This is a genomic window from Novosphingobium sp. 32-60-15, from assembly GCF_002280675.1.
Classification (GTDB): Bacteria; Pseudomonadota; Alphaproteobacteria; order Sphingomonadales; family Sphingomonadaceae; genus Novosphingobium.
In genome coordinates this window covers 62,027-84,555 of sequence record NZ_NCEN01000019.1, presented here as the reverse complement: position 1 = coordinate 84,555, position 22,529 = coordinate 62,027, and the positions used below count along the sequence as shown (strand labels likewise).

Here is a 22,529-nt window from a genome sequence, read left to right as displayed (position 1 = left end):
ATCGCTTTTAGACAGTCGGCCCGCTCTCCCCGAGCAACACTATTGGGGCAGGGTAAGAGGGTAGGTCGACTGGCTTTTTTGTTTTGCTCTTTCGCATCGGTAAACGGACATGGACGCCCAAAATATCCGCATTCGCCTTAAGGCCTTTGATCATCGTGTGCTCGACCAGGCCACTGGGGAAATTGCTGATACAGCACGCCGCACCGGCGCTCTGATCCGGGGTCCCATTCCGTTGCCAACGCGCATCGAAAAGTTCACGGTTAACCGTGGCCCGCACATCGACAAAAAGTCGCGCGAGCAGTTTGAGGTCCGCACTTACAAGCGCCTTCTCGACATTGTGCAGCCTAATGCTGCTACGGTCGATGCGCTAATGAAGCTGGATCTCGCAGCTGGCGTCAATGTCGAAATCAAGCTTGCCTAAGGCGGTTTGAAGGCAGCCCTGCCAAGGCAGGTGCCCGTCCGGTCGGATCGTCCGTAACGGTCCAAAGTTTCTGGCTGGCTTGTCCAGCTAAGACCTTCATTTCGGTGAAGGGCCAGAGTTTCCGGGGTAACAAAAGCCTCGTTGACAATGGGATACCTCCGGCGCCGCGTCTGTCCAGTTAACTGGGTGATCGCACAGCCGGGCAAGCGTCCCCCGATTGTTTCTGTTTCAGCAGGGACATTCAGCCCGGTCGGGGGCGCGCTTCACATACGGGCTGAACATGCATGTCGGAATGGGTCCGGCATGCCTCTGTGAGGAGTATGGATCATGCGCACCGGCGTGATCGCGAAGAAAGTCGGGATGACCCGAATTTTTCAGGAAGATGGTCGGCACGTGCCGGTCACCGTCCTTTCGCTAGAAAATTGCCAGGTGGTTTCGGTTCGCACTGCAGAGACTGACGGTTACGTCGCTCTCCAGCTCGGTGCAGGCCAAGCCAAGCAAAAGAACGTTGCCAAGCCGCAGCGTGAGCACTTCGCCAAGGCGCAAGTGCCGCTGAAGATGGAAGTTGCCGAATTCCGCGTTGCAGACGATGCAACGGTTGAAGTCGGTTCAACCATCGCTGCTTCGCACTTCGTCCCCGGCCAGATGGTCGACGTTTCGGGCAACACGCAGGGCAAGGGCTTTGCGGGCGGCATGAAGCGTTGGGGTTTCGGCGGTATGCGTGCAACGCACGGCGTATCGATTTCGCACCGTGCACTGGGTTCGACTGGCCAACGCCAGGATCCGGGCCGCGTCTTCAAGAACAAGAAGATGGCAGGGCACATGGGCGACAAGCAGCGCACCCAGCAAAACCTCGAAGTCGTTCGCGTTGACGATGAGCGTGGCCTTATCTTCGTAAAGGGTTCAGTCCCCGGTTCGAAGAATGGCTGGTTGCTTGTCCGTGATGCCGTCAAGGTTTCGCGTCACGCTGATGCACCTTATCCCGCCGGCCTCAAGCAGGCTGCCAACAGCAACGAATCGGCTGCTGCCGACACTCCCGCCGATACCGGCGCGGCTGTCGACACCGCCGAAGGCCAGGAGGGCTAAGTCGTGAAAGTTCAAGTCCTCAATCTGGACGGAAGCGCCGGTACGGGCGAAGTGGAACTCGCAGATGACGTGTTCGGCATTGAGCCGCGCGCCGACATTCTGCACCGCGTCGTTACCTGGCAGCTTGAAAACCGTCGCGGCATTGCCCGCAAAGCGCGCGAACGTTCTGACGTTGCCCGCACCGGCAAGAAGTTCGGTCGCCAAAAGGGCGGCGGTACGGCTCGTCACGGCGATCGCAAGGCTCCAATCTTCATCGGCGGCGGCAAGGCCCATGGTCCCCGCGTCCGTGAATTCGATGTTTCGTTGAACAAGAAGGTCCGTGCACTCGGCCTGAAGATGGCTCTCTCATCGAAAGCCAAGGCTGGTCTTATCATCGTCGACAACCTCGACGTTGAAGCCAAGACCAAGGCGCTTGTCGGTCAACTCGCAAAAGCAAACTTCGGCAAGAAGGTCCTCGTGATCGATGGCGAAGCGGTGAACGATAACTTCGCCAAGGCTGCGCGCAACATCATCGGCGTAAACGTCCTGCCAGCAATTGGCGCGAACGTTTACGACATCCTGAAGCATGACACCCTGGTGCTGACGCGCTCGGCTGTCGAAAAGCTGGAGGCGCGCTTCAATGGCTAAGGAAGCAATCGACACGCGTCACTATGACGTGATTGTGGCCCCCCACATCACCGAAAAAGCGACGCTGCTCAGCGAGCACAACGCCGTGGTCTTCAAGGTTGCCGACAAGGCAACCAAGCCGGAGATCAAGGCAGCGGTTGAAGCCCTTTTTGATGTCAAGGTCACGAAAGTGAACACCTTGAATCAGGATGGCAAGACCAAGCGCTGGAAGGGCAAGCCCTACAAGCGTTCTGACTTCAAGAAGGCTGTCGTGACTCTGGCTCCAGGCCAGTCGATCGACGTCACCAGCGGTATTTGAGGCGCGCACCATGGCACTCAAGAACTATAATCCGACCAGCCCCGCACGCCGCGGCCTTATCCTCGTCGACAAATCGTCGCTGTGGAAGGGCAAGCCGCTCAAGGCGCTGACCCAAGGTAAAAGCAAGACCGGCGGCCGCAACAACAAGGGTCATGTGACCTCGCGCGGCATCGCAGGCGGCCACAAGCAGACTTACCGCTTCATCGACTTCAAGCGTCGTAAGTGGGACATGCCGGCCACTGTCGAGCGTCTTGAATATGACCCTAACCGCACGGCTTTCATCGCCCTCGTCAAGTACGAAGACGGTGAGCAAACCTACATCATCGCGCCGCAGCGGCTTGCCGTTGGCGACACGATTGTTGCCGGTGAAAAGACCGACGTAAAGCCTGGCAATGCCATGCTCTTGTCGCAAATGCCGGTTGGCACCATCATTCACAACGTGGAGATGAAGCCAGGCAAGGGTGCCCAGATTGCTCGCTCTGCAGGTACTTATGTCCAGCTCGTCGGTCGTGACCGCGGGATGGTCATTGTTCGCCTGAACTCGGGCGAGCAGCGTTACCTGCGTGGTGATTGCATGGGTACAGTTGGCGCCGTGTCGAACCCCGACAACGCCAACCAGAACCTTGCAAAGGCTGGCCGTAACCGCTGGAAGGGCATCCGCCCGCTTACCCGCGGTGTCGCCAAGAACCCTGTCGATCACCCGCACGGTGGTGGTGAAGGTCGTACCTCAGGTGGCCGTCATCCGGTTACACCATGGGGTAAGCCAACCAAGGGCGCTCGTACCCGTCACAACAAGTCGACGGATAAGATGATCATCCGTTCGCGTCACGCGAAGAAGAAGAGGTAACACCCCATGGCACGTTCCATCTGGAAGGGCCCCTTCGTCGACCTGCACCTCCTGAAGAAGGCGGAAGTCGCTCAGGACACAGGCTCTCGCGCTGGCCCGATCAAGACATGGTCGCGTCGTTCGACCATTCTGCCGCAGTTCGTTGGACTAACGTTCAACGTATACAACGGTCACAAGTTCATCCCCGTTTCCGTCTCGGAAGAGATGGTCGGCCATAAGCTTGGTGAATTTGCGCCGACGCGCACGTTCCCCGGCCACGCCGCTGACAAGAAGGGCAAGCGCTAATGAGCAAGCCTGCAGCTCCACGCCGCGTTGGTGACAACGAAGCGCTGGCAGTCGGTACCACGATCCGTGGTTCGGCCCAGAAGCTCAATCTCGTTGCTGCGCTGATCCGTGGCAAGACCGCTGAAGAAGCCATGAACATCCTGTCCTTCTCAACTAAGGGCATGGCAGTTGATGCGCGCAAGGTTCTCGCCTCGGCGATCGCCAATGCGGAAAACAACCATAACCTCGACGTTGACGCGTTGTTCGTGGCAGAAGCCTCGGTCGGCAAGTCGGTGACGATGAAGCGCTTCCACACCCGTGGTCGCGGTAAGTCGACACGCATCCTGAAGCCGTTCTCACGTCTCCGGATTGTCGTGCGCGAAGCAACCGAAGAAGGGGAGGCCTGATCATGGGTCATAAGTCTAACCCCATTGGTCTGCGTCTGCAGATCAACCGCACCTGGGACAGCCGCTGGTACGCCGAAGGGCGTAACTACGCGCAGATGCTCAAGGAAGATCTGGCGATCCGCAAGTTCGTCTTTGATACCCTGCCACAGGCAGCGGTCTCGAAGGTCGTTATCGAGCGCCCCGCCAAGCTGTGCCGCGTGTCGATCTATGCCGCCCGTCCGGGTGTCATCATCGGCAAGAAGGGCGCCGACATCGAAAAGCTTCGCTCGAAGCTCGCTTCGATGACCGGCAGCGACGTGAAGCTGAACATTGTTGAAATCCGCAAGCCGGAAATCGACAGCAAGCTCGTCGCCCAGGGCATTGCCGATCAGCTGATCCGCCGCGTTGCTTTCCGTCGCGCTATGAAGCGTGCGGTTCAGTCAGCACTTCGTCTTGGTGCTGAAGGCATCAAGATCACGTGCGGAGGCCGTCTTGGCGGCGCTGAAATCGCCCGCGTTGAATGGTATCGCGAAGGCCGGGTTCCGTTGCACACGCTGCGCGCGAACATCGACTATGCTGAAGCCGAAGCGCTGACCGCCTATGGCATCATCGGTATCAAGACCTGGATCTTCAAGGGTGAGATTCTTGGTCATGACCCGATGGCGCAGGACCGACTGATGTTGGAAGCACAGACTTCCGGCGTCCGTCCGGCACGCTGAGCCTCGAGGGTAGAGAAGCACCATGCTGCAACCGAAGAAGACCAAGTTCCGCAAGACCTTCAAGGGCCGTATCCACGGCTTGGCCAAGGGCGGTACGGACCTGAACTTCGGCTCCTACGGCCTTAAGGCTATGGAGCCAGAGCGGATCACCGCGCGCCAGATCGAAGCGGCCCGCCGCGCGATCACCCGCCACATTCGCCGTCAAGGCCGTCTGTGGATCCGCGTGTTCCCAGACGTGCCAGTGTCGAAGAAGCCTGCTGAAGTCCGTCAGGGTAAAGGCAAGGGTTCGATCGAATACTGGGCTGCCCGTGTAAAGCCAGGCCGCATCCTGTTCGAACTGGATGGCGTTCCCGGCCCGCTTGCCGCTGAGGCATTCAGCCGCGCTGCAATGAAGCTGCCGATCAAGACGAAGGTTGTCGCCCGTTTGGGTGATACTTCGCATCTTGGCGGCGAGTAAGGAGGAAAGATGATGGCCAAGTTCGAAGACCTTCGCGTCAAGAGCGACGACCAGCTTTCTGCTGATCTCGCTGAGCTGAAGCGCGAGCAGTTCAACCTGCGTTTCCAAGGCGCGACCAACCAACTTGAGCGTCCAGCACGCATCAAGGAAGTTCGCCGCGACATCGCACGCATCAAGACGCTGCAAACTGAGCGTTCTCAGTCGGCCCAGGCGTAAGGAAGCTAGTATGCCAAAGCGTATTTTGACCGGAACCGTGGTTTCCGACAAAACCGACAAGACCGTGGTCGTGAAGGTCGAGCGTAAGGTGAAGCACCCGTTGTACGGGAAGATCATCCGTCGTTCGAAGAAGTATCACGCACACGACGAGACGAATGTGTTCAAGATCGGTGAGACCGTGCGCATCGAAGAGACTGCGCCGATCTCCAAGCTGAAGACGTGGAAGGTCATCGACCGCGTTCAAGCCGGCAAGGGCACCGCAATCGAAGCGGACGTCTGACGAATTTCGGGTTGCAGTACGGCGCAAGCCGTGCTTCGGCCCGGGCGACAGTTTTGGAACTGCCGGACTGGTTCCGGCAAGCCAGTGAGAAGGAACCGGATCAATGATCCAGATGCAATCCAATCTCGACGTCGCGGACAACAGCGGCGCAAAGCGCGTCCAGTGCATCAAGGTACTGGGTGGCTCTAAGCGTCGGTTCGCGAGCGTTGGCGACATCATCGTGGTGTCGGTCAAGGAGGCGCAGCCCCGTGCACGCGTCAAGAAGGGCGATGTCCATCGCGCCGTGATCGTACGTACCGCCAAGGACGTGCGTCGCGCCGATGGCAGCGTTATCCGTTTTGATGGCAATGCTGCTGTGCTCGTCGGCAAGAATGAAGAGCCGATCGGTACGCGTATCTTCGGCCCAGTGGTTCGCGAATTGCGTGCCAAGGGCTTCATGAAGATCATCAGCCTTGCGCCGGAGGTGCTGTAATGGCCGCTGCAAAGATCAAGAAGGGCGATACCGTCGTCATTCGTTCGGGCAAGGACAAGGGTCGTTCAGGCACTGTGCTCCAGGTCATGCCGAAGGATGAGAAGGTTGTCGTTGGCGGCATTAACATTGCTGCCCGTCACCGCAAGCCAAGCCAGCAGAACCCTCAGGGCGGCATTGATCGCTTTGAAGCGCCGCTGCACATCTCCAAGGTTTCGGTCGCTGACAAGGATGGCAAACCCACCCGCGTTCGCTTCGAAATCAAGGACGGCAAGAAGGTCCGTGTGGCCGTGAAGTCCGGGGAGGCCATCGATGGTTGATCAGTATACCCCGCGTATGCGGACCAAGTTTGACACTGAAATCGCTGCTGCGATGCAGGCCAAGTTTGGCTACAAGAACGTGATGGAAATCCCGCGCATCGAAAAGATCACACTCAACATGGGTGTGGGCGAAGCGAGCCAGGACAAGAAGAAGGTCACGACCGCAGCTGCCGAAATGGAGCTGATCGCTGGCCAGAAGCCTGTCATCACCAAGGCAAAGAAGTCGATCGCGCAATTCAAGCTGCGCGAAGGCATGCCGATCGGTTGCAAGGTTACCTTGCGTCGTGAACGTATGTACGAATTTCTTGACCGCCTGATCACCATTGCAATGCCTCGCATCCGTGACTTTCGTGGGTTGAACCCGAAGTCGTTTGATGGCCGTGGCAACTATGCAATGGGTCTGAAAGAGCAGATCATCTTCCCAGAGATCAGCTATGACCAGATCGAGAAGGTGCGTGGCATGGACATCATCGTCACCACCACCGCGAAGACTGACGACGAGGCACGTGAATTGCTTCGCCTGTTCGGTTTCCCGTTCCCGCAGGAAGCTGCTGAAGAGCAGCAGGCCGCGTGATCCTGATTTGAAGAAGAGAGCTTAAGTCCATGGCGAAACTGAGTTCCACCAATAAGAATGAGCGTCGCAAGAAGCTCGTCGTGAAGTACGCGGCGAAGTATGCAGCGCTCAAGGCTATTGCTGGTGACCAGACCCTCGATGAAACCGAGCGTTTGATTGCCCGCCTCAAGATGGCTGAAATTCCCCGCAACGCAAACCCGACCCGGGTTCGCAACCGTTGCGCAACGACTGGTCGCCCACGCGGCTATTATCGCAAGTTCGGCCTTTGCCGGATCGAGCTGCGGGACAAAGGCAACAAGGGCCTTATCCCCGGCCTGACCAAGTCGAGCTGGTAAGGACATCCGATGGCAATGACCGATCCTTTGGGTGACATGCTCACCCGTATCCGCAACGGCCAGCAGGCGAAAAAGGACACAGTCCTTTCGCCAGCTTCCAAGTTGCGTGCACACGTTCTCGAAGTGCTTCAGCGCGAAGGTTACATTCGTGGCTTCTCGGAAGACGCCACTGGCGCGCATCCGCAGCTTCGCATCGAACTGAAGTATTTCGAAGGCCAACCTGCGATCAAGCATGTTGCCCGTGTTTCGAAGCCTGGCCGCCGCGTTTACTCGGGTTCGAAAGAACTTCCTGTGATCCGCAATGGCCTTGGCATCACCATCGTCTCGACGCCACGCGGCGTGCTCTCGGATGCCGAAGCACGTGCAGCCAACGTCGGTGGCGAAGTGCTCGCGGAGGTCTTCTGATGAGCCGCATCGGCAAAAAGCCGGTGACGATCCCTAGCGGCGTCACCGCTGATATCGCCAATGGCGTGTTGTCCGTGAAGGGGCCTAAGGGCTCACTCTCGCTCACCATGCGCGACGAAATCAGCTACACGCTTGATGGTGATACGATCACCGTGAAGCCAGCGAACGCAACCAAAGCGGCACGTGCCTTCTGGGGCATGCAGCGCACTCTGGTTGACAACCTCGTGACCGGCGTCACGCAGGGCTACACCAAGGTTCTTGAAATCACCGGTGTTGGCTATCGCGCCAACTCGCAGGGCAAGAACCTGAAGCTGCAGCTTGGCTACAGCCACGATGTTGATTTCGCCATTCCGGAAGGTATCGAAATCAAGACCCCTGATAACACCACGGTGGAAATTTCGGGTATCGACAAACAGAAGGTTGGCCAAGTCGCCGCCGAGATCCGTCGCTGGCGCAAGCCCGAGCCTTACAAGGGCAAGGGCATCAAGTACCGTGGCGAGTTTGTCTTCCGCAAGGAAGGGAAGAAGAAGTAATGGCAAAGCTGTCTCTCTTCGCACGCCGTCGGCTGCGCGTTCGTACTGCGCTGAAAGCGCGTTCGGGTGGCCGTCCGCGTCTCTCGATCCACCGTTCTGGCCGTCACATCTACGCCCAGATCATCGACGATGCACAAGGCCACACGGTCGCTGCCGCGTCTTCGATGGTCACTGGCCAGAAGTCGATTGGTGCGAACATCGATGCTGCGGCAAAGGTTGGCGCCGAAATCGCCGAGAAGGCCAAGGCTGCTGGCGTTACCACCGTTGTGTTCGATCGCGGCGGGTTCCTGTTCCATGGCCGCGTCAAGGCGCTGGCTGATGCTGCCCGCGCTGGCGGCCTGGAGTTCTGATTATGGCTGACGAAACCAACCTGGAAGGCGAAGTCGCCGTTGTCGCAGACGCGGCCGGCGGTGAGCCGCAGCGTGAAGGTCGTGGCCGTGGTCGCGGCCGTGGCGGCAACGATCGCGGTGGCAACAATGATCGTGGCGGAAACAATCGCGGTGGTCGTCGTGACGATCGTCGCGGTGGTCGCGGCGCCGACGATGACGGTGGTGAGGAGCTGATCGAAAAGCTCGTACACATCAACCGCGTTTCAAAGACGGTCAAGGGCGGTAAGCGCTTCGGCTTTGCTGCACTGGTCGTAGTCGGCGACGGCAAGGGCCGTGCAGGCTTCGGTAAGGGCAAGGCGCGCGAAGTGCCTGAAGCAATCACCAAGGCTACTGCTGCTGCAAAGCGCGCAATGGTCCGCGTGCCGCTGAAGGAAGGCCGCACGCTGCATCACGACGGCAAGGGCCGTTTTGGCGCTGGCAAGGTGAATGTGCGTACGGCTCCTGCCGGTACGGGCATCATCGCTGGTGGTCCGATGCGCGCAGTCTTCGAAAGCCTCGGCGTTGCCGACGTGGTGACCAAGTCGGTCGGCACATCGAATCCTTACAACATGATCCGCGCAACCTTCGACGCGCTTGTCAGCCAGACTTCACCGAAGTCGGTTGCCCAGCGTCGTGGCAAGAAGGTTGCCGATCTGCTCGGTCGCGGTGGCGCAACTTCGGTTGAAGCCGAAGCTGCTGCCGATGCCATCACGGAGTAATCGGTAATGGCTACGATCAAGATCAAGCAGATCGGTTCGCCGATCCGTCGCCCGGAACATCAGAAGAAGATTCTGATCGGTCTGGGCTTGGGCAAAATGAATCGCGTGGTCGAGTTGGAAGACACGGCTGAAGTGCGCGGTGCCATTGCAAAGCTTCCTCACATGGTTGCCGTGATCGACTGATCACCGCGATTTTGCGGAAATATCGGGACACCCCGGCCATGTGCCGGGGTTTTCCATTTGGGGCCAGAAGCTCCTAAAGGGGTGACAAGCGTAGGGTTTTATCCTATGCGCGCCGCTTCTTTCCAGCGCGACAAAAGCGAAAGCGAGTGCAGATCATGAAATTAAATGAAATCTCCGACAACAAGGGTGCCCGTAAAGGTCGCATGCGCGTGGGCCGTGGTATCGGTTCCGGCAAGGGTAAGACCGCTGGTCGCGGCCAAAAGGGCGCCAAGGCGCGTTCGGGTGTGTCGATCAACGGTTTTGAAGGCGGCCAGATGCCGCTTCACATGCGTATTCCAAAGCGCGGCTTCAACAACATCTTCGCCAAGGACTTCGCTGAAGTTAACCTCGGCATGATCCAGAAGATGATCGACGCTGGCAAGTTTGACCTGTCTGCTCCGATCGATCACGCAGCGCTCAAGGCTGCCGGTCTTGCCCGTGGCGGCAAGGATGGCGTGCGTTTGCTCGGCAAGGGTGAATTCACAGCCAAGGTGGCCTTCAAGGTTGATGGCGTCAGCAAGGGCGCGCTCGAAGCCGTTGAAAAGGCCGGCGGTTCGGTTGAACTTCCTGCCGCTCAGCCGAGCGAGCATGAGAAGAAGACCGCCCGCCGCGAGGCCAACAAGCAGGCCAAGTGAAGCATTCCAGTCCCCGCCTGTAACGCAGGCGGGGATTTTGGCATTGCACGGGTTCGACTTTCGCGAATTCGCACTATATGGGCTAGCTCTACATGATGGAGGCAGGCAAGATGTCCTGTCTCACAGCAAGGCTTGAACCCCGAACATGGCATCACGCGCCGATAATATCGCCAGCAACCTCAGTCTGGCCAACTTCTCCAAAGCGACCGAGCTTAAAAATCGGATCTGGTTCACGGTGGGCGCGCTCATTGTATTCCGTTTCCTCAGCTTTGTGCCGCTGCCGGGTGTAAATCCGCTGATTATGGAGACGCTGTACGATCAGACGCGTGGTGGCGTGCTCGACATTTTCAATGCATTCTCGGGCGGCTCGCTTGAACGTATGAGCCTGATCGCGCTCGGCGTCATGCCCTACATCACGGCTTCGATCGTGGTGCAATTGGCTGCCTCGCTTCATCCGTCGCTTGCGGCGTTGAAGAAGGAAGGCGAAAGCGGCCGCAAGAAGCTCAACCAATACACGCGCTACGGCGCTGTTTTGCTGACCGCCATTCAAGGCTGGGTGCTCGCCTCCGGGCTTGAAGCATACGGTGCGTCGAGCGGGTTGCAGGCCGTAGTCAATCCCGGCCTGCTGTTCCGTGTTGGTGCTGTGATCTCGCTGATCGGCGGGACCATGTTCCTGCTGTGGTTGGGTGAGCAGATCACCTCACGCGGCATCGGCAACGGCGTTTCGTTGATCATCATGGCTGGCATTGTTGCCCAGCTGCCGAAGTTCTTTGGCAACCTTTTCGAAGGTGGCCGGACTGGCGCAATTTCGCCGTTCCTGATCGTCGGCATTGTAATCATGCTGATCGTCTTGGTGCTAGCAATCTGCTTCTTTGAACGGTCGACACGGCGTTTGTTGATCCAGTATCCCAAACGGGCCACTCAACGTGGAATGATGCAGGCCGACAGCAGCCACCTCCCGTTGAAGCTTAACACTGCTGGCGTGATTCCTCCCATTTTCGCGAGTTCGTTGCTGCTCTTGCCACTGACAATCACCCAGTTTGCGGGCAACTCGATTTCGCCAGATACAACCATGGGTCAGGTGATCGTCACGCTGAACCAGTATCTTGGGCACGGCAAGCCGCTCTACATGCTGCTCTACGCGGCCGGTATCATCTTCTTCGCGTTCTTCTACACGGCGGTTGTTTTCAATCCTGAAGAGACGGCTGAGAACCTCAAGAAGAACGGCGGGTTCATTCCCGGCATTCGTCCTGGCAAGAACACCGCGAACTATTTGGACTATGTGTTGACGCGCATCACCGTGCTCGGTGCGGCCTACATCACTGTTGTTTGCGTCGTGCCGGAATGGATTATGGCGGAGACGGGAATGGGCGCTGTGTTCTTTGGTGGCACCAGCTTGTTGATTGTCGTGAACGTCACCGTTGATACGATCACCCAGATTCAATCGCACTTGCTGGCGCACCAGTATGGCGATTTGATCAAGAAGGCCAAATTGAAGGGTCGGCTGCGCTGACAAGCCCGGTTGAGAGGGGAATGAATTCGTGAACATTATCCTGTTGGGGCCTCCGGGCGCAGGCAAGGGGACGCAGGCTCAACGTCTGGTCGAACGCCACGGCATGAAGCAGCTTTCCACCGGTGACATGCTGCGCGCGGCCGTGAAGGCGGAGACCGCGGTTGGTCTTAAAGCCAAAGCGGTCATGGAAGCAGGTCAACTCGTTTCCGATGATATCGTTTCGGCTTTGATCGGCGATGAACTCGATGCCATGCCTGCCGATCAAGGCGCGATTTTCGATGGCTACCCGCGCACCGCTCCGCAGGCAAAATCCCTTGAGGCAATCCTGGAAAGCCGCGGACGCAAGCTTGACCATGTCGTAGAACTCGACGTGAACGAGGACGCCTTGGTTGAGCGTATCACCGGCCGTTATACCTGCGCGTCGTGCGGCAAGGGCTATCACGATACGTTCGAAAAGCCTGTAGTTGAGGGCACGTGCGACAAGTGCGGTTCCCACGAATTTAAGCGCCGTCCGGATGATAACGAAGAAACCGTGCGTACGCGCATGGCGGAATATCGCGCCAAGACCGCGCCGATCCTCCCGATCTACGAAGGCAACGGTATTGTTGCCCGCGTCGATGGTATGGCCGATATGGACGAAGTCACTGCGGCTATTGAGGCGATCCTGAACGGGCGCTAATTGTGATCTCGGTTCGCCCGTCCCGGCGCGGACGGAAGGGGCCGTTCCATGCGCAAGTATCTGGTATTTTTGGCGGCGGGGCTTTCGGGTCTCGCCGTTCCTGCGTGTGCTGAGGTCGTTCAAAAGAGCGAGGCCGGTTTTGTCATTCGCGTTACTGGCGAGGTGGCAGCCCCGCCAGCGGCGGCTTGGAACGCATTTGTTTCCCCGGCAAAGTGGTGGAGCAATGGGCATACGTTCTCTGGTGAAGCCGTAAACCTTAGCCTCGATCCGTCGGCGAACGGTTGCTTCTGCGAAAAGTTGCCCGTGCCCAAAGACGCACCCGTCAGCCAACGTCCGGGATCGGTCATGCACATGCGTGTGCTCTATGCCGAGCCTTACCGCGCCTTGCGCATGACCGGAGGGTTGGGGCCGCTGCAATCAGAAGCAGTCACGGGCACCATGACGGTCACATTCAAGCCGGTTGATCTGCCAAACGGCAAGGGCACCCGCATTCTCTGGGAATACGTTGTTGGCGGCTACATGCGATATAAAGCTGACACGATTTCGGGCGCAGTGGAAAAGGTCCTGGCCGAGCAACTTGGCAGCCTGGTTAAACTGGTCGTACCGTTGCAAGCACCCGTTTCTGGTTCAGCGTCCGAAGGTATTGCCGTAAGCGAAATTCCGTCTGGCGAAAACTCGGTGCCTGCACCTGACCCCACTTTGGACGAGGCGGCGGCGGGTGAATCTGTAAAAGCGGCGCTGGATAAAATGTTTAAGAAGAAAGAGGACGCGCCTCCCCGATAAGTCCATGCGTTTCCGTGCTTTTGCCAAAGCTAAAAGCCGCTAATCTCTCCCCAACAAAAGCGCGACTCGGCCCTTAGGCAGAAGTCGCCGCGGTACGGGCCGCATCTGCCACCACGGTAAGCCTAGTTTAGGTTCGAATCAGGGGAGAGAATTGTGGCCGTAACCGATCATGTCGATTTACCGACATTCATGGAGGGCGTGAAAAAACGAAACGCCCATCAGCCTGAATTTGTGCAGGCGGTGCAAGAAGTTGCCGAAGACATCTTCGAGTTCATGCAGGACAAGGAAGAATATCACGCCCAACAAATCCTGCGCCGCATCGCAGAACCTGACCGCGTCGTGTCGTTTCGCGTCTGCTGGGAAGACGACAACGGCAATGTCCGCGTCCAGCGTGGGTGGCGGGTGCAGAACAACAACGCGATCGGGCCATACAAAGGCGGAATCCGCTTCCACCCTTCGGTCACCGAGTCAGTGCTGAAGTTTCTGGCGTTTGAACAGACTTTCAAAAACGCGCTGACAGGCCTGCCAATGGGCGGGGGCAAAGGTGGTTCGAACTTTAATCCCAAGGGCAAAAGCGTGCGTGAGATCATGCGCTTTTGCCAATCGTTCATGACCGAGCTCTACCGGCACATCGGCGCGGATGTCGATGTTCCGGCAGGCGATATTGGCGTGGGCGCGCGCGAAATTGGCTTCATGTTCGGCCAGTACAAGCGCATCACCAACAACTTCACCGGCGTACTGACGGGCAAGGGGCTTGAGTGGGGCGGTTCGCTTATCCGGACAGAAGCAACGGGATATGGTGCGGTCTATTTCCTCGCAAACATGCTGGCGACCAAGAGCGAAGACCTGCAAGGCAAAACGGCAGTCATTTCAGGATCGGGCAACGTTGCGACCCATGCTGCGGAGAAGATCGTCCAGCTTGGCGGCAAGGTCCTGACGATGTCGGATTCCGGAGGCTACATTCACGATCCCGACGGCATCAATCAGGAAAAGATTGATTGGGTGAAAAGCCACAAGACGCATCGTCGCGGGCGGATTGAAGAATATGTCGAGGCCTATCCCGGGGCCACCTTCCATGCCGGAAAGACGCCGTGGGGCGTGCCGTGCGACGTTGCGCTGCCGTGCGCTACGCAGAACGAATTGCTCGGCGATGATGCCCGCATGCTGATCGCCAACGGCTGCAAGGCGGTGTCGGAAGGTGCCAATATGCCGACCGATCTTGACGGCGTTCACGTGTTCAAGGCCGCGAAGATCCTCTACGCGCCCGGCAAGGCGTCCAACGCTGGCGGGGTGGCGGTTTCCGGCCTTGAGATGAGCCAGAACTCTGAACGGCGCTCGTGGAAAGAAGACGAATTGCAGCAGATGCTGAAGGACATCATGCTCGGGATCCACAAGTCTTGCCTTGCCTATGGCGATCAAGGCGGCGGTTATGTGGATTACGTGAAGGGTGCGAATATCGCAGGCTTCAAGAAGGTTGCCGATGCCATGCTGGCGTTTGGCGTAGTTTGACCCAATGGTTTGCCCTGCCGCCCGAGACTCGGGAGGCAGGGCCGACTCAGATCGCGACTTTTGCCGAAAAGGCTTGGCGCGGGCGCTTATTGCACCAAATCCGAAGCGATTGGCGCATGGAGCGCTGTGATGATCAGGCAATTTTTGCCGATCATTCGTCAACAGCTTTGGCGGAATTCCGCTTGCAGCTTAGGTATTTGGCTGCTCTTGATTCCGTATAGGCACAAAAATATTGTTCCCCTCTTGTTCTAATGGAACACAAGGAGTACAAAGCCCTTGTTGACGGTTCATGTGAGCCAACTCTAGCAAGGGATACGTAGCCATGGCGGCACAGCTCAAGCTCATCGAGGAAGGTAAGATCAAGGACATGGATCGTCAAAAGGCGCTCGACGCAGCCCTTGCGCAAATTGACCGTGCGTTCGGCAAGGGTTCGGCAATGAAGCTGGGCTCGAAAGAAACCATGCAAGTGGAGGCAATTTCCACCGGCTCGCTTGGGCTTGATATCGCGCTTGGCGTCGGCGGATTGCCGCGTGGCCGTGTGATTGAAATCTATGGTCCGGAAAGCTCGGGCAAAACCACGCTTGCATTGCATGTGATTGCCGAAGCCCAGAAGGGCGGCGGCACCGCTGCGTTCATTGATGCCGAGCACGCGCTTGACCCGGTCTATGCGCGCAAGCTGGGCGTGAACATTGACGAACTGATCGTCTCGCAGCCTGATACGGGTGAGCAGGCACTGGAAATCGTCGACACGCTGGTGCGTTCGAATGCAATTGACGTGCTTGTGGTCGATTCGGTTGCCGCTCTTGTTCCTCGTGCCGAAATCGAGGGTGAAATGGGCGACAGCCACGTTGGCCTTCAAGCCCGCTTGATGAGCCAATCGCTGCGCAAGTTGACCGGATCGATCAGCCGTTCGCGCTGCATGGTGATCTTCATCAACCAGCTGCGCATGAAAATTGGCGTGATGTACGGCAATCCTGAAACGACGACCGGCGGCAATGCCTTGAAGTTTTACGCTTCGGTCCGTCTCGACATCCGCCGCACAGGTCAGATCAAGGACCGCGATGAAATCGTCGGCAACGCAACGCGCGTTAAGGTCGTAAAGAACAAGGTCGCGCCGCCGTTCAAGCAAGTCGAATTCGACATCATGTATGGCGAAGGCATTTCCAAGATTGGCGAAATTCTCGACCTTGGCGTGAAGGCCGGTGTGGTTGAAAAGTCAGGCGCCTGGTTCAGTTACGACTCTATCCGCATCGGGCAGGGGCGTGAGAATTCCAAGAACTTCCTGCGTGAGAACATGGAGATCTGCAACCGCATCGAAGCTGCGATTCGCGGCCGCACCGATCAGGTTGCCGAAGGATTGATGGCGGGCCCGGACGCGGACGACGACGTTTGATCCTTCAAGGCAGTAGGCCGCATATTGACCAGTGCGGCGGCTGACCAAACCAAAGAGCCCGCGTATTCCCCGGCAGGAATACGCGGGTTTTTTGGTACCCATGGGCCAAGTTGCGCGTTAACCTCCCGATTAATAATTTGGAGAAGTGCAATGTCGATCATCGTTCACCACCTCAACAACAGCCGTTCGCAGCGCATCCTTTGGCTATTGGAAGAACTGGGTCGTGAATATGAGATCCGGCACTATACGCGGGATGCCCTGACAAACCTGGCGCCGCCAGAATTGAAGGCCGTGCACCCGCTGGGTAAGTCACCACTCGTGGAAATCGATGGGCGTGTGATCGCAGAATCGGCGGCGATTGTTCAAACATTGTGTGAGCGTTACGGCAATGGAGCATGGCTGCCAGCGCCCGGCACTGATGATGCACTGCGTCATCTTGAATTGATGCATTTTGCCGAAGGTTCGGCAATGACGCCGGTGCTGTTGCAGCTTTACACAGCAAAGCTTGGCGAGGCTGCAGCACCAATCGCGCCGCGCATCGCAGATCAACTCGCTGCCCATTTTGGCTACATGGAACACATCTTGCGTCCATCCGGTCATTTCATCGGTGATACTTGGACCGGAGCCGATGTAATGTTGAGCTTCCCTGCAGAAGTGGCGGTGATGCAGGGGCAGGGTGCCAAGTTGCCCAAGCTTGCTGCCTTTGTTGCCGCCATTCATGCCCGTCCAGCCTGGCAGCGCGCGCGCGTGAAAGGCGGCACTTACTTTACGATGTAACTTGTTGGGCCAACCTTGCTCTAAACGGACTTCGGCATTAGCCTTCGAGCATGACGGATATCAAAGATTGGCAAGGCGGGGTTGGCCGCAACTGGGCGACCGAATGGCAGCGCACCGACACAAGTTTTTCAGAACTGACGCCGCAATTGCTCTCAGCGATTGCAGCCGAACCGGGCAGCTGCATCGTTGATATCGGATGCGGAGCAGGTGAGGTCGCAATGGCCGTTGCAGCCGATCGTCCTGACGCGCAAGTGTCCGGTGTCGATGTCTCTCCAGACCTGATCGCTGCAGCAAAACTGCGTTCCGCCGAAACGCGCAACTTGTCATTCGAGCTTGCCGATGCCGCGAAGTGGTCCTGCCCCGGCGGGACTCCTGATCTTTATGTGTCCCGTCACGGCGTAATGTTTTTTGACGACCCACCGGCGGCGTTCAGGCATCTGGCTGCACAGGCCGCCGCAAATGCGCGGCTCGTGTTCACGTGTTTTCGCAAGCCGTCAGAGAACATTTGGGCCGCAGCCATCGCTGAACTTTTGCCAGCCGCGCAAAGTGCCCCGGTGCAGCCATATGCGCCCGGCCCATTCGCCTTTGCCGACCCAGACCATGTTCGCCGGTGTTTGGCCGGATGGCGCGAATTGGCGTTAAGGCCTGTCGATTTCGCATATGTGGCAGGGGTGGGGCCTGATGCCGTAGCCGAGGCTATGGCGCTATTTCGGCGAATCGGTCCATCCGCTTTTGCCCTGCGCACACTCCCGCCCGAGGAGAGGGCGGACTTCGAAAAGCATCTCTTGGCCTTGGTTGAAGCGCATTTTGATGGTGCTCGCGTGACTTTCCCTGCCGCCGCGTGGCTTGTAACCGCAACATCCGATCACACTAATGGATGAAACGTGCTTGTAGCGCGTCAAACGCTCGCCTAATCGGCAGGCTATGACATCGACGAACGAAATCCGCCGCTCCTTCCTCGACTACTTCGGCTCTGCTGGCCATGACGTGGTACAGTCTGCTCCACTTGTGCCTTACAACGACCCGACCCTGATGTTTACGAACGCGGGCATGGTGCCGTTCAAGAACGTGTTTACCGGGTTGGAAACACGGGCAACGCCGCGTGCCACATCATCGCAAAAGTGCGTGCGCGCAGGCGGCAAGCATAACGATCTTGATAATGTGGGCTATACCGCGCGCCACCACACGTTCTTCGAGATGCTCGGCAACTTCTCGTTCGGCGATTACTTCAAAGAGCAGGCGATCACGCATGCCTGGACGCTGTTGACCCGCGAATGGGGTTTACCCAAAGAAAAGCTGATCGCCACCGTCTATCACACCGATGATGAGGCGTTCGCGCTGTGGCAGAAGATCGCCGGACTGCCCGAAGACCGCATCATCCGCATTGCCACGAAGGACAACTTCTGGGCGATGGGCGATGATGGTCCGTGTGGACCGTGTTCGGAAATCTTTTTCGATCATGGCGATCACATCTGGGGCGGCCCTCCGGGATCGCCCACAGAGGATGGCGACCGGTTTATTGAAATCTGGAACCTCGTATTCATGCAGTTTGAACAGACTGCTGGCGAGATTACCGGCAACCTGCCCAAGCCGAGCATCGACACCGGCATGGGGCTGGAGCGCATCGCTGCGGTGATGCAGGGCGAACATGACAATTACGACACCGACACCTTCAAGGCCCTGATTGCAGCGTCTGAAAGCCTCACCTCGGTCAGGGCTGAGGGCGATCAGCGCGCCAGCCACCGCGTGATCGCCGATCACTTGCGGTCGACCAGCTTCCTTTTGGCCGATGGCGTTTTGCCTTCGAACGAAGGCCGCGGATATGTGCTGCGGCGGATCATGCGCCGCGCCATGCGTCATGCGCACTTGCTGGGCGCGCGCGATCCGTTGATGCACCGCTTGGTGCCTGCGCTGGTGGCAGAAATGGGCGCGGCTTATCCCGAACTCGGCCGGGCGCAGCCGTTGATCGAAGAAACATTGCTGCGCGAAGAAGTGCAGTTCCGCCGCACGCTGTCGAACGGGCTCAAGCTGCTTGATGAGACGACCGGCGCGTTGGGTGAAGGCGATAAGCTGCCCGGCGAGACTGCGTTCAAGCTCTATGATACATTCGGCTTCCCTTATGACTTGACCGAGGACGCCCTGCGCGCACGCGGGATCAGCGTTGACCGTGAAGGCTTTGATGCGGCGATGGCGCAGCAAAAGGCAGCGGCTCGGGCAGCGTGGAAGGGATCGGGCCAGGCGGCGGATGGTGAAGTCTGGTTTGATATCGCCGAACGCGTCGGCGCGACCGAATTTACCGGCTACACTGCAACCACGGGTGAAGCGCAAGTCGTCGCGCTTGTGAAAGATGGCAAGGAAGTTTCTGCGGCAAGCACTGGCGAGACTGTAACGGTCATCGTCAACCAAACGCCTTTCTATGGCGAAAGCGGCGGCCAGTCGGGCGATGCAGGCACAATTACCGGCGTTGACGGGCTGGCGCTGACGGTGGGCGATACGTCAAAACCGCTGGGGCGTTTGCATGCGCACAACGCGGTGGTTGATGCCGGTTCGATCAAGGTCGGCGATGTGGTGAAGCTGGATATTGACCTCGCGCGCCGCGATGCGATCCGCGCAAACCATTCGGCAACGCACTTGCTGCACGCGGCTTTGCGCGGGCGTCTGGGTGGCCATGTCACGCAGAAGGGATCGCTTGTTGCGGCAGACCGTTTGCGCTTCGACTTCTCGCAGCCGACGGCGCTGACAAGCGAAGACATCGCGGCAATCGAGGCTGAAGTGAATGCTGAGATCCGCGCGAACGAGACTGTCAGCACGCGGTTGATGACGCCCGATGACGCTATCGAAGCGGGCGCAATGGCGCTGTTTGGCGAGAAGTATGGCGATGAAGTTCGCGTGCTCAGCATGGGCCGTGTGGCGGACAAGCACTATTCGGTCGAACTGTGCGGCGGCACCCATGTCCGTGCATTGGGCGACATCGGTGTGTTTCGCATCGTTTCGGAAAGCGCGGTGTCATCGGGTGTACGCCGGATCGAGGCGCTGACGGGTGAGGGCGCGCGCCAGTGGTTCATCGCGCGTGAAGATGCGCTCAAGAACACGGCTGCCATCTTGCGCACCACGCCTGAAGACGTTGAAGCCCGCGTTGCCGCGCTTATGGAAGAGCGCAAGAAGCTTGAGCGCGAATTGGCTGAGGCGAAGAAGGCGCTGGCACTTGGCGGCGGCTCAGCCAAGGCCGAGAATGCAGACGAAGAGATCAACGGTGTGAAGTTTTCGGGCCAGGTGCTGGAAGGCCTTGACCCCAAGGATTTGCGCGGACTGCTTGATCAGGCCAAGCAACGACTGGGTTCCGGCGTTGCGGTGATCGTGGCGGTGAATGAAGGCAAAGCCAGCATTGCAGCAGCCGTGACAGAGGACATTGTCGGCAAAGTCAGCGCGGTTGATCTTGTGCGCGCAGGCGTTGCGGCGCTGGGCGGCAAGGGTGGCGGTGGCCGTCCTGACATGGCGCAAGGCGGCGGGCCAGATGGTACGAAGGCTGCGGATGCCGTCGCTGCGGCCCGCGCTGTTTTGGCCGGGTAATCATCGACAATACGCACCACTTTCGCCTTAATGGCGAAGGTGGGCGTCCTTCATCAGGAAGCTCGATCTCTAAGCGAGGCTGATTTCAGCCTTGGCAATGAATTCAGCTCGCCTTCCTCTTTGATTTTCTGGCGGAATTCATCGCGCTTTTCGTGGATGGATGCGATGACCGGGCCCATCGGAAAGCCCAGATCAACAAGCACGGCTTCGGACAGTTGCAACGAGCTTTCAAGCGTTTCAGGCACGGCGTGGCTGGCGCCTGCTTTGTAAAGCGCCGCAGCGTGGCTGGCATCGCGGGCACGCACAATAATGGGCAAGTGGGCATGTGCCGTGCGCAACTTCTTGACCAGGCGCAGGATCAGCACCGGCTCATCCATGGTCAGGATCATCGCTTTGGCATTGTCCAGCCCAAGGCGCTGGATGGCAGCCTCGCTATCGACATTGCCAAACACAACGGGAAGACCATCGTTGCGCGCCGCTTTGACAATGGCCGGATTGGTGTCGATTCCAAGCCACGGCGCGCCATGAACCGTCAGCAATTCGGCAATCAATCTGCCGACACGGCCAAAGCCCATCACGACGACGCGCTCGCCTTCGGGTTCAGCCACGGGAACGGCTTGTCCGGCATCGGCCGACCCATTGGCGACACGTTGGCCCCATGATCGTCCGAGCAAAGCCAGTAGCGGCGTGATGGTCAGGCCGATGGCTGTGACAATTTGCCAGAACTGTGCGGTTTCCCGGTCAATAAGCGCAGCCTCACCAGCGGCGGTGAGTACGATCAGGGTCGTTTCGGACGGGCTTGCCATAAGGATGCCCGCTTCAAGCGCCGTTGCGCGTTCTTTGCCCATCGCGCGCAATGCAAAGGCAGTAACCATGGCTTTGAGAATGACCACGCCCAGCACCGCCGCCGTCAGCGGTAGGATCTGGGCCCATACCACGCGCAAATCGATGCCCATGCCGATGGTGATCAGAAATACGCCCAGGGCGAGGCCCTTGAACGGCTTGGTGATGGCCTCGACCTCGCTATGGTATTCCGTTTCAGCGATCAGCAAGCCTGCCAGCAGCGCGCCCATAATGGGCGATAGTCCGACCATGGAAGTGGCAAGCGCCGATGCGATAACGACCAGCATGGTGGCGGCCAGAAACAATTCTGGGCTTTTGGTCAGGGCCGCTTGTGCGAACAGGCGCGGCAGCAGCATCCGCCCGAAGACGAGCAGCGCAGCAACCACGAGCCCGCCATACAGCAGGGTTTCCCCCAAGGATGGGCCGGCATCGGCAATCGCATAAGGGGCAAATGCGCCAAGGATGAAGATGATCGGAACAAGCGCGATGTCTTCGAACAAAAGCATCGCCAGCGCTGCGCGTCCGACCGGGCCTTGTGTTCCCGAAATGGGCAGGACAAGCGCAGTTGAGGACAGCGCCAAGGCAAGGCCAAGGCCGAAAGCGCCGCTGATGGGCAAGCCCGATGCCATCAATACACCGGCCAGCAGGAACGCCGACACGCCCAATTCCATCGCGCCAAGGCCAAACACCAATCGGCGCATATCCCATAAGCGATTGAACGAAAGTTCGAGGCCGATCTCGAAAAGCAGCAGAATAATCCCGAATTCCGCAAACGGTGTGATCGCAGCCGGATCGGTGATCGTGACGTGATAGAGCCACGGATATTGTGTGACGAGCGAGCCAAGACCGAACGGGCCAACCGCAAGGCCCACAAGGATAAATCCGATGATCGGGGTGATGCGCAGCCTAGCGAAGGCCGGAATCACAATTCCGGCAGCTCCCAACACGACGAGAACATCGGAGAGTGCAGTTGTCGGTTCGAGATTTCCAGCCATGTCTGTTGGTTAGGGAATAGGGCCGCCAGTGTCACGGCCAAACCAAGAGAGATTTTAGCGTTTGCAAACACGATAGGTTCGCAAACCCTCCCCGCTGCGACTAATTTCGCCTTTGGCTCAATCAGCCTCGCTCCCCTCCCTCAAGAGAGGGGCATTCTCTAAACTCCCCTCCCTTGACGGAGGGGCTGGGGGTGGGTTTACGACGGATGGGTTTGCAAACGACATAAACGTCAAACGAAAAAGGCCCCGGGGTGAACCGGGGCCTTTTGCATTGGTAAGCTGGAAC

30 protein-coding genes are annotated in these 22,529 nt (G+C 58.4%); 29 read left to right on the top strand and 1 reads right to left on the bottom strand.

All coding sequences use genetic code 11. The features are described from left to right. Positions 1-109 precede the first annotated feature (109 nt). The 29 genes from rpsJ to alaS all read left to right on the top strand — a co-directional run bounded on the left by rpsJ (position 110) and on the right by alaS (position 20,405). Positions 110-421, top strand: coding sequence for a 30S ribosomal protein S10 (gene rpsJ / locus B7Y89_RS13600; protein ID WP_039334374.1), 312 nt, complete (start codon positions 110-112; stop codon positions 419-421). Positions 422-748: 327 nt separating this feature from the next. Then, the gene (gene rplC, locus B7Y89_RS13595; RefSeq protein ID WP_054107590.1) at positions 749-1,507 is read left to right on the top strand and encodes a 50S ribosomal protein L3; all 759 of its coding nucleotides are present in this window, start codon (positions 749-751) and stop codon (positions 1,505-1,507) included. A gap of 3 nt (positions 1,508-1,510) precedes the next feature. Then, entirely contained in the window at positions 1,511-2,134 is a 624-nt protein-coding gene (rplD, locus tag B7Y89_RS13590) for a 50S ribosomal protein L4 (RefSeq protein ID WP_054107589.1), read from the top strand. Next, on the top strand, positions 2,127-2,432 hold the full coding sequence (locus tag B7Y89_RS13585) for a 50S ribosomal protein L23 (protein WP_054107588.1): 306 nt from the start codon (positions 2,127-2,129) through the stop codon (positions 2,430-2,432). Before rplD ends, B7Y89_RS13585 begins: the two co-directional genes overlap by 8 nt. Positions 2,433-2,442: 10 nt before the next feature. Then, complete coding sequence (gene rplB / locus B7Y89_RS13580; RefSeq protein WP_292939037.1) at positions 2,443-3,279, top strand: 50S ribosomal protein L2; 837 nt, start codon at positions 2,443-2,445, stop codon at positions 3,277-3,279. 6 nt (positions 3,280-3,285) lie between these two features. Beyond that, the gene (gene rpsS / locus B7Y89_RS13575) at positions 3,286-3,564 is read left to right on the top strand and encodes a 30S ribosomal protein S19 (protein WP_292939036.1); all 279 of its coding nucleotides are present in this window, start codon (positions 3,286-3,288) and stop codon (positions 3,562-3,564) included. Beyond that, on the top strand, positions 3,564-3,950 hold the full coding sequence (gene rplV / locus B7Y89_RS13570; RefSeq protein WP_054107585.1) for a 50S ribosomal protein L22: 387 nt from the start codon (positions 3,564-3,566) through the stop codon (positions 3,948-3,950). Before rpsS ends, rplV begins: the two co-directional genes overlap by 1 nt. A gap of 2 nt (positions 3,951-3,952) precedes the next feature. Next, entirely contained in the window at positions 3,953-4,648 is a 696-nt protein-coding gene (gene rpsC / locus B7Y89_RS13565) for a 30S ribosomal protein S3 (protein ID WP_292939035.1), read from the top strand. A 22-nt stretch (positions 4,649-4,670) separates the two neighbouring features. Continuing rightward, positions 4,671-5,105 (top strand): 50S ribosomal protein L16, encoded by a 435-nt coding sequence (gene rplP / locus B7Y89_RS13560; protein WP_292939034.1) that lies wholly within the window; start codon positions 4,671-4,673, stop codon positions 5,103-5,105. A gap of 9 nt (positions 5,106-5,114) precedes the next feature. Next, positions 5,115-5,321, top strand: coding sequence for a 50S ribosomal protein L29 (gene rpmC / locus B7Y89_RS13555; protein ID WP_292939033.1), 207 nt, complete (start codon positions 5,115-5,117; stop codon positions 5,319-5,321). A 10-nt stretch (positions 5,322-5,331) separates the two neighbouring features. Beyond that, the gene (gene rpsQ, locus B7Y89_RS13550) at positions 5,332-5,601 is read left to right on the top strand and encodes a 30S ribosomal protein S17 (protein ID WP_292939032.1); all 270 of its coding nucleotides are present in this window, start codon (positions 5,332-5,334) and stop codon (positions 5,599-5,601) included. 103 nt (positions 5,602-5,704) lie between these two features. Then, positions 5,705-6,073, top strand: coding sequence for a 50S ribosomal protein L14 (rplN, locus tag B7Y89_RS13545; RefSeq protein ID WP_231470124.1), 369 nt, complete (start codon positions 5,705-5,707; stop codon positions 6,071-6,073). Continuing rightward, positions 6,073-6,390 (top strand): 50S ribosomal protein L24, encoded by a 318-nt coding sequence (gene rplX, locus B7Y89_RS13540; RefSeq protein ID WP_292939031.1) that lies wholly within the window; start codon positions 6,073-6,075, stop codon positions 6,388-6,390. The genes rplN and rplX overlap by 1 nt, the downstream gene beginning before the upstream one ends. Next, entirely contained in the window at positions 6,383-6,964 is a 582-nt protein-coding gene (rplE, locus tag B7Y89_RS13535) for a 50S ribosomal protein L5 (protein ID WP_292939030.1), read from the top strand. Before rplX ends, rplE begins: the two co-directional genes overlap by 8 nt. A 29-nt stretch (positions 6,965-6,993) precedes the next feature. Beyond that, the gene (gene rpsN / locus B7Y89_RS13530; RefSeq protein WP_292939029.1) at positions 6,994-7,299 is read left to right on the top strand and encodes a 30S ribosomal protein S14; all 306 of its coding nucleotides are present in this window, start codon (positions 6,994-6,996) and stop codon (positions 7,297-7,299) included. 9 nt (positions 7,300-7,308) lie between these two features. After that, positions 7,309-7,704: a 30S ribosomal protein S8 gene (gene rpsH / locus B7Y89_RS13525; protein ID WP_054107576.1), complete on the top strand. Its 396-nt coding sequence runs from the start codon at positions 7,309-7,311 to the stop codon at positions 7,702-7,704. Continuing rightward, entirely contained in the window at positions 7,704-8,237 is a 534-nt protein-coding gene (gene rplF / locus B7Y89_RS13520) for a 50S ribosomal protein L6 (RefSeq protein WP_292939028.1), read from the top strand. The genes rpsH and rplF overlap by 1 nt, the downstream gene beginning before the upstream one ends. Beyond that, positions 8,237-8,587, top strand: a complete 351-nt coding sequence (gene rplR, locus B7Y89_RS13515; RefSeq protein WP_292939027.1) for a 50S ribosomal protein L18 — start codon at positions 8,237-8,239, stop codon at positions 8,585-8,587. Before rplF ends, rplR begins: the two co-directional genes overlap by 1 nt. A gap of 2 nt (positions 8,588-8,589) precedes the next feature. Next, a complete protein-coding gene (gene rpsE / locus B7Y89_RS13510; protein WP_292939026.1) occupies positions 8,590-9,324 on the top strand; it encodes a 30S ribosomal protein S5 in 735 nt (244 codons plus the stop codon). Positions 9,325-9,330: 6 nt separating this feature from the next. Beyond that, positions 9,331-9,507 (top strand): 50S ribosomal protein L30, encoded by a 177-nt coding sequence (gene rpmD / locus B7Y89_RS13505; RefSeq protein WP_292939025.1) that lies wholly within the window; start codon positions 9,331-9,333, stop codon positions 9,505-9,507. Positions 9,508-9,662: 155 nt separating this feature from the next. Further along, on the top strand, positions 9,663-10,181 hold the full coding sequence (gene rplO, locus B7Y89_RS13500) for a 50S ribosomal protein L15 (RefSeq protein ID WP_292939024.1): 519 nt from the start codon (positions 9,663-9,665) through the stop codon (positions 10,179-10,181). 145 nt (positions 10,182-10,326) lie between these two features. Next, positions 10,327-11,694 (top strand): preprotein translocase subunit SecY, encoded by a 1,368-nt coding sequence (secY, locus tag B7Y89_RS13495; protein ID WP_292939023.1) that lies wholly within the window; start codon positions 10,327-10,329, stop codon positions 11,692-11,694. Positions 11,695-11,722: 28 nt separating this feature from the next. Then, positions 11,723-12,373: an adenylate kinase gene (locus tag B7Y89_RS13490; RefSeq protein WP_292939022.1), complete on the top strand. Its 651-nt coding sequence runs from the start codon at positions 11,723-11,725 to the stop codon at positions 12,371-12,373. A 48-nt stretch (positions 12,374-12,421) separates the two neighbouring features. Then, a complete protein-coding gene (locus tag B7Y89_RS13485; protein WP_292939021.1) occupies positions 12,422-13,156 on the top strand; it encodes an SRPBCC family protein in 735 nt (244 codons plus the stop codon). Between the two features lie 153 nt (positions 13,157-13,309). Further along, positions 13,310-14,665 carry an NADP-specific glutamate dehydrogenase gene (gene gdhA / locus B7Y89_RS13480; protein ID WP_366416195.1) on the top strand — a complete coding sequence of 452 codons (1,356 nt, stop codon included), beginning with the start codon at positions 13,310-13,312 and terminating at the stop codon, positions 14,663-14,665. Between the two features lie 322 nt (positions 14,666-14,987). After that, the gene (gene recA / locus B7Y89_RS13475; protein ID WP_054107567.1) at positions 14,988-16,058 is read left to right on the top strand and encodes a recombinase RecA; all 1,071 of its coding nucleotides are present in this window, start codon (positions 14,988-14,990) and stop codon (positions 16,056-16,058) included. Positions 16,059-16,208: 150 nt separating this feature from the next. Beyond that, complete coding sequence (locus B7Y89_RS13470) at positions 16,209-16,835, top strand: glutathione S-transferase (protein WP_292939020.1); 627 nt, start codon at positions 16,209-16,211, stop codon at positions 16,833-16,835. Positions 16,836-16,885: 50 nt separating this feature from the next. After that, entirely contained in the window at positions 16,886-17,716 is an 831-nt protein-coding gene (locus B7Y89_RS13465) for a class I SAM-dependent methyltransferase (protein WP_292939019.1), read from the top strand. A 43-nt stretch (positions 17,717-17,759) separates the two neighbouring features. Next, positions 17,760-20,405, top strand: coding sequence for an alanine--tRNA ligase (alaS, locus tag B7Y89_RS13460; RefSeq protein ID WP_292939018.1), 2,646 nt, complete (start codon positions 17,760-17,762; stop codon positions 20,403-20,405). 53 nt (positions 20,406-20,458) lie between these two features. On the opposite strand, the gene B7Y89_RS13455 is transcribed toward alaS, so the two are convergent. After that, entirely contained in the window at positions 20,459-22,243 is a 1,785-nt protein-coding gene (locus B7Y89_RS13455; protein ID WP_292939017.1) for a cation:proton antiporter, read from the bottom strand. Positions 22,244-22,529 lie beyond the last annotated feature (286 nt).

What these genes read in the sequence shown, in the direction of transcription:
- rpsJ (WP_039334374.1), top strand. Translation starts at nt 110, where the DNA reads ATGGACGCCCAAAATATCCGCATTCGCCTTAAGGCCTTTGATCATCGT.
- rplC (WP_054107590.1), top strand. Translation starts at nt 749, where the DNA reads ATGCGCACCGGCGTGATCGCGAAGAAAGTCGGGATGACCCGAATTTTT.
- B7Y89_RS13585 (WP_054107588.1), top strand. Translation starts at nt 2,127, where the DNA reads ATGGCTAAGGAAGCAATCGACACGCGTCACTATGACGTGATTGTGGCC.
- rplB (WP_292939037.1), top strand. Translation starts at nt 2,443, where the DNA reads ATGGCACTCAAGAACTATAATCCGACCAGCCCCGCACGCCGCGGCCTT.
- rpsS (WP_292939036.1), top strand. Translation starts at nt 3,286, where the DNA reads ATGGCACGTTCCATCTGGAAGGGCCCCTTCGTCGACCTGCACCTCCTG.
- rplV (WP_054107585.1), top strand. Translation starts at nt 3,564, where the DNA reads ATGAGCAAGCCTGCAGCTCCACGCCGCGTTGGTGACAACGAAGCGCTG.
- rpsC (WP_292939035.1), top strand. Translation starts at nt 3,953, where the DNA reads ATGGGTCATAAGTCTAACCCCATTGGTCTGCGTCTGCAGATCAACCGC.
- rplP (WP_292939034.1), top strand. Translation starts at nt 4,671, where the DNA reads ATGCTGCAACCGAAGAAGACCAAGTTCCGCAAGACCTTCAAGGGCCGT.
- rpmC (WP_292939033.1), top strand. Translation starts at nt 5,115, where the DNA reads ATGATGGCCAAGTTCGAAGACCTTCGCGTCAAGAGCGACGACCAGCTT.
- rpsQ (WP_292939032.1), top strand. Translation starts at nt 5,332, where the DNA reads ATGCCAAAGCGTATTTTGACCGGAACCGTGGTTTCCGACAAAACCGAC.
- rplN (WP_231470124.1), top strand. Translation starts at nt 5,705, where the DNA reads ATGATCCAGATGCAATCCAATCTCGACGTCGCGGACAACAGCGGCGCA.
- rplX (WP_292939031.1), top strand. Translation starts at nt 6,073, where the DNA reads ATGGCCGCTGCAAAGATCAAGAAGGGCGATACCGTCGTCATTCGTTCG.
- rplE (WP_292939030.1), top strand. Translation starts at nt 6,383, where the DNA reads ATGGTTGATCAGTATACCCCGCGTATGCGGACCAAGTTTGACACTGAA.
- rpsN (WP_292939029.1), top strand. Translation starts at nt 6,994, where the DNA reads ATGGCGAAACTGAGTTCCACCAATAAGAATGAGCGTCGCAAGAAGCTC.
- rpsH (WP_054107576.1), top strand. Translation starts at nt 7,309, where the DNA reads ATGGCAATGACCGATCCTTTGGGTGACATGCTCACCCGTATCCGCAAC.
- rplF (WP_292939028.1), top strand. Translation starts at nt 7,704, where the DNA reads ATGAGCCGCATCGGCAAAAAGCCGGTGACGATCCCTAGCGGCGTCACC.
- rplR (WP_292939027.1), top strand. Translation starts at nt 8,237, where the DNA reads ATGGCAAAGCTGTCTCTCTTCGCACGCCGTCGGCTGCGCGTTCGTACT.
- rpsE (WP_292939026.1), top strand. Translation starts at nt 8,590, where the DNA reads ATGGCTGACGAAACCAACCTGGAAGGCGAAGTCGCCGTTGTCGCAGAC.
- rpmD (WP_292939025.1), top strand. Translation starts at nt 9,331, where the DNA reads ATGGCTACGATCAAGATCAAGCAGATCGGTTCGCCGATCCGTCGCCCG.
- rplO (WP_292939024.1), top strand. Translation starts at nt 9,663, where the DNA reads ATGAAATTAAATGAAATCTCCGACAACAAGGGTGCCCGTAAAGGTCGC.
- secY (WP_292939023.1), top strand. Translation starts at nt 10,327, where the DNA reads ATGGCATCACGCGCCGATAATATCGCCAGCAACCTCAGTCTGGCCAAC.
- B7Y89_RS13485 (WP_292939021.1), top strand. Translation starts at nt 12,422, where the DNA reads ATGCGCAAGTATCTGGTATTTTTGGCGGCGGGGCTTTCGGGTCTCGCC.
- recA (WP_054107567.1), top strand. Translation starts at nt 14,988, where the DNA reads ATGGCGGCACAGCTCAAGCTCATCGAGGAAGGTAAGATCAAGGACATG.
- B7Y89_RS13470 (WP_292939020.1), top strand. Translation starts at nt 16,209, where the DNA reads ATGTCGATCATCGTTCACCACCTCAACAACAGCCGTTCGCAGCGCATC.
- B7Y89_RS13465 (WP_292939019.1), top strand. Translation starts at nt 16,886, where the DNA reads ATGACGGATATCAAAGATTGGCAAGGCGGGGTTGGCCGCAACTGGGCG.
- alaS (WP_292939018.1), top strand. Translation starts at nt 17,760, where the DNA reads ATGACATCGACGAACGAAATCCGCCGCTCCTTCCTCGACTACTTCGGC.
- B7Y89_RS13455 (WP_292939017.1), bottom strand. Translation starts at nt 22,243, where the DNA reads ATGGCTGGAAATCTCGAACCGACAACTGCACTCTCCGATGTTCTCGTC.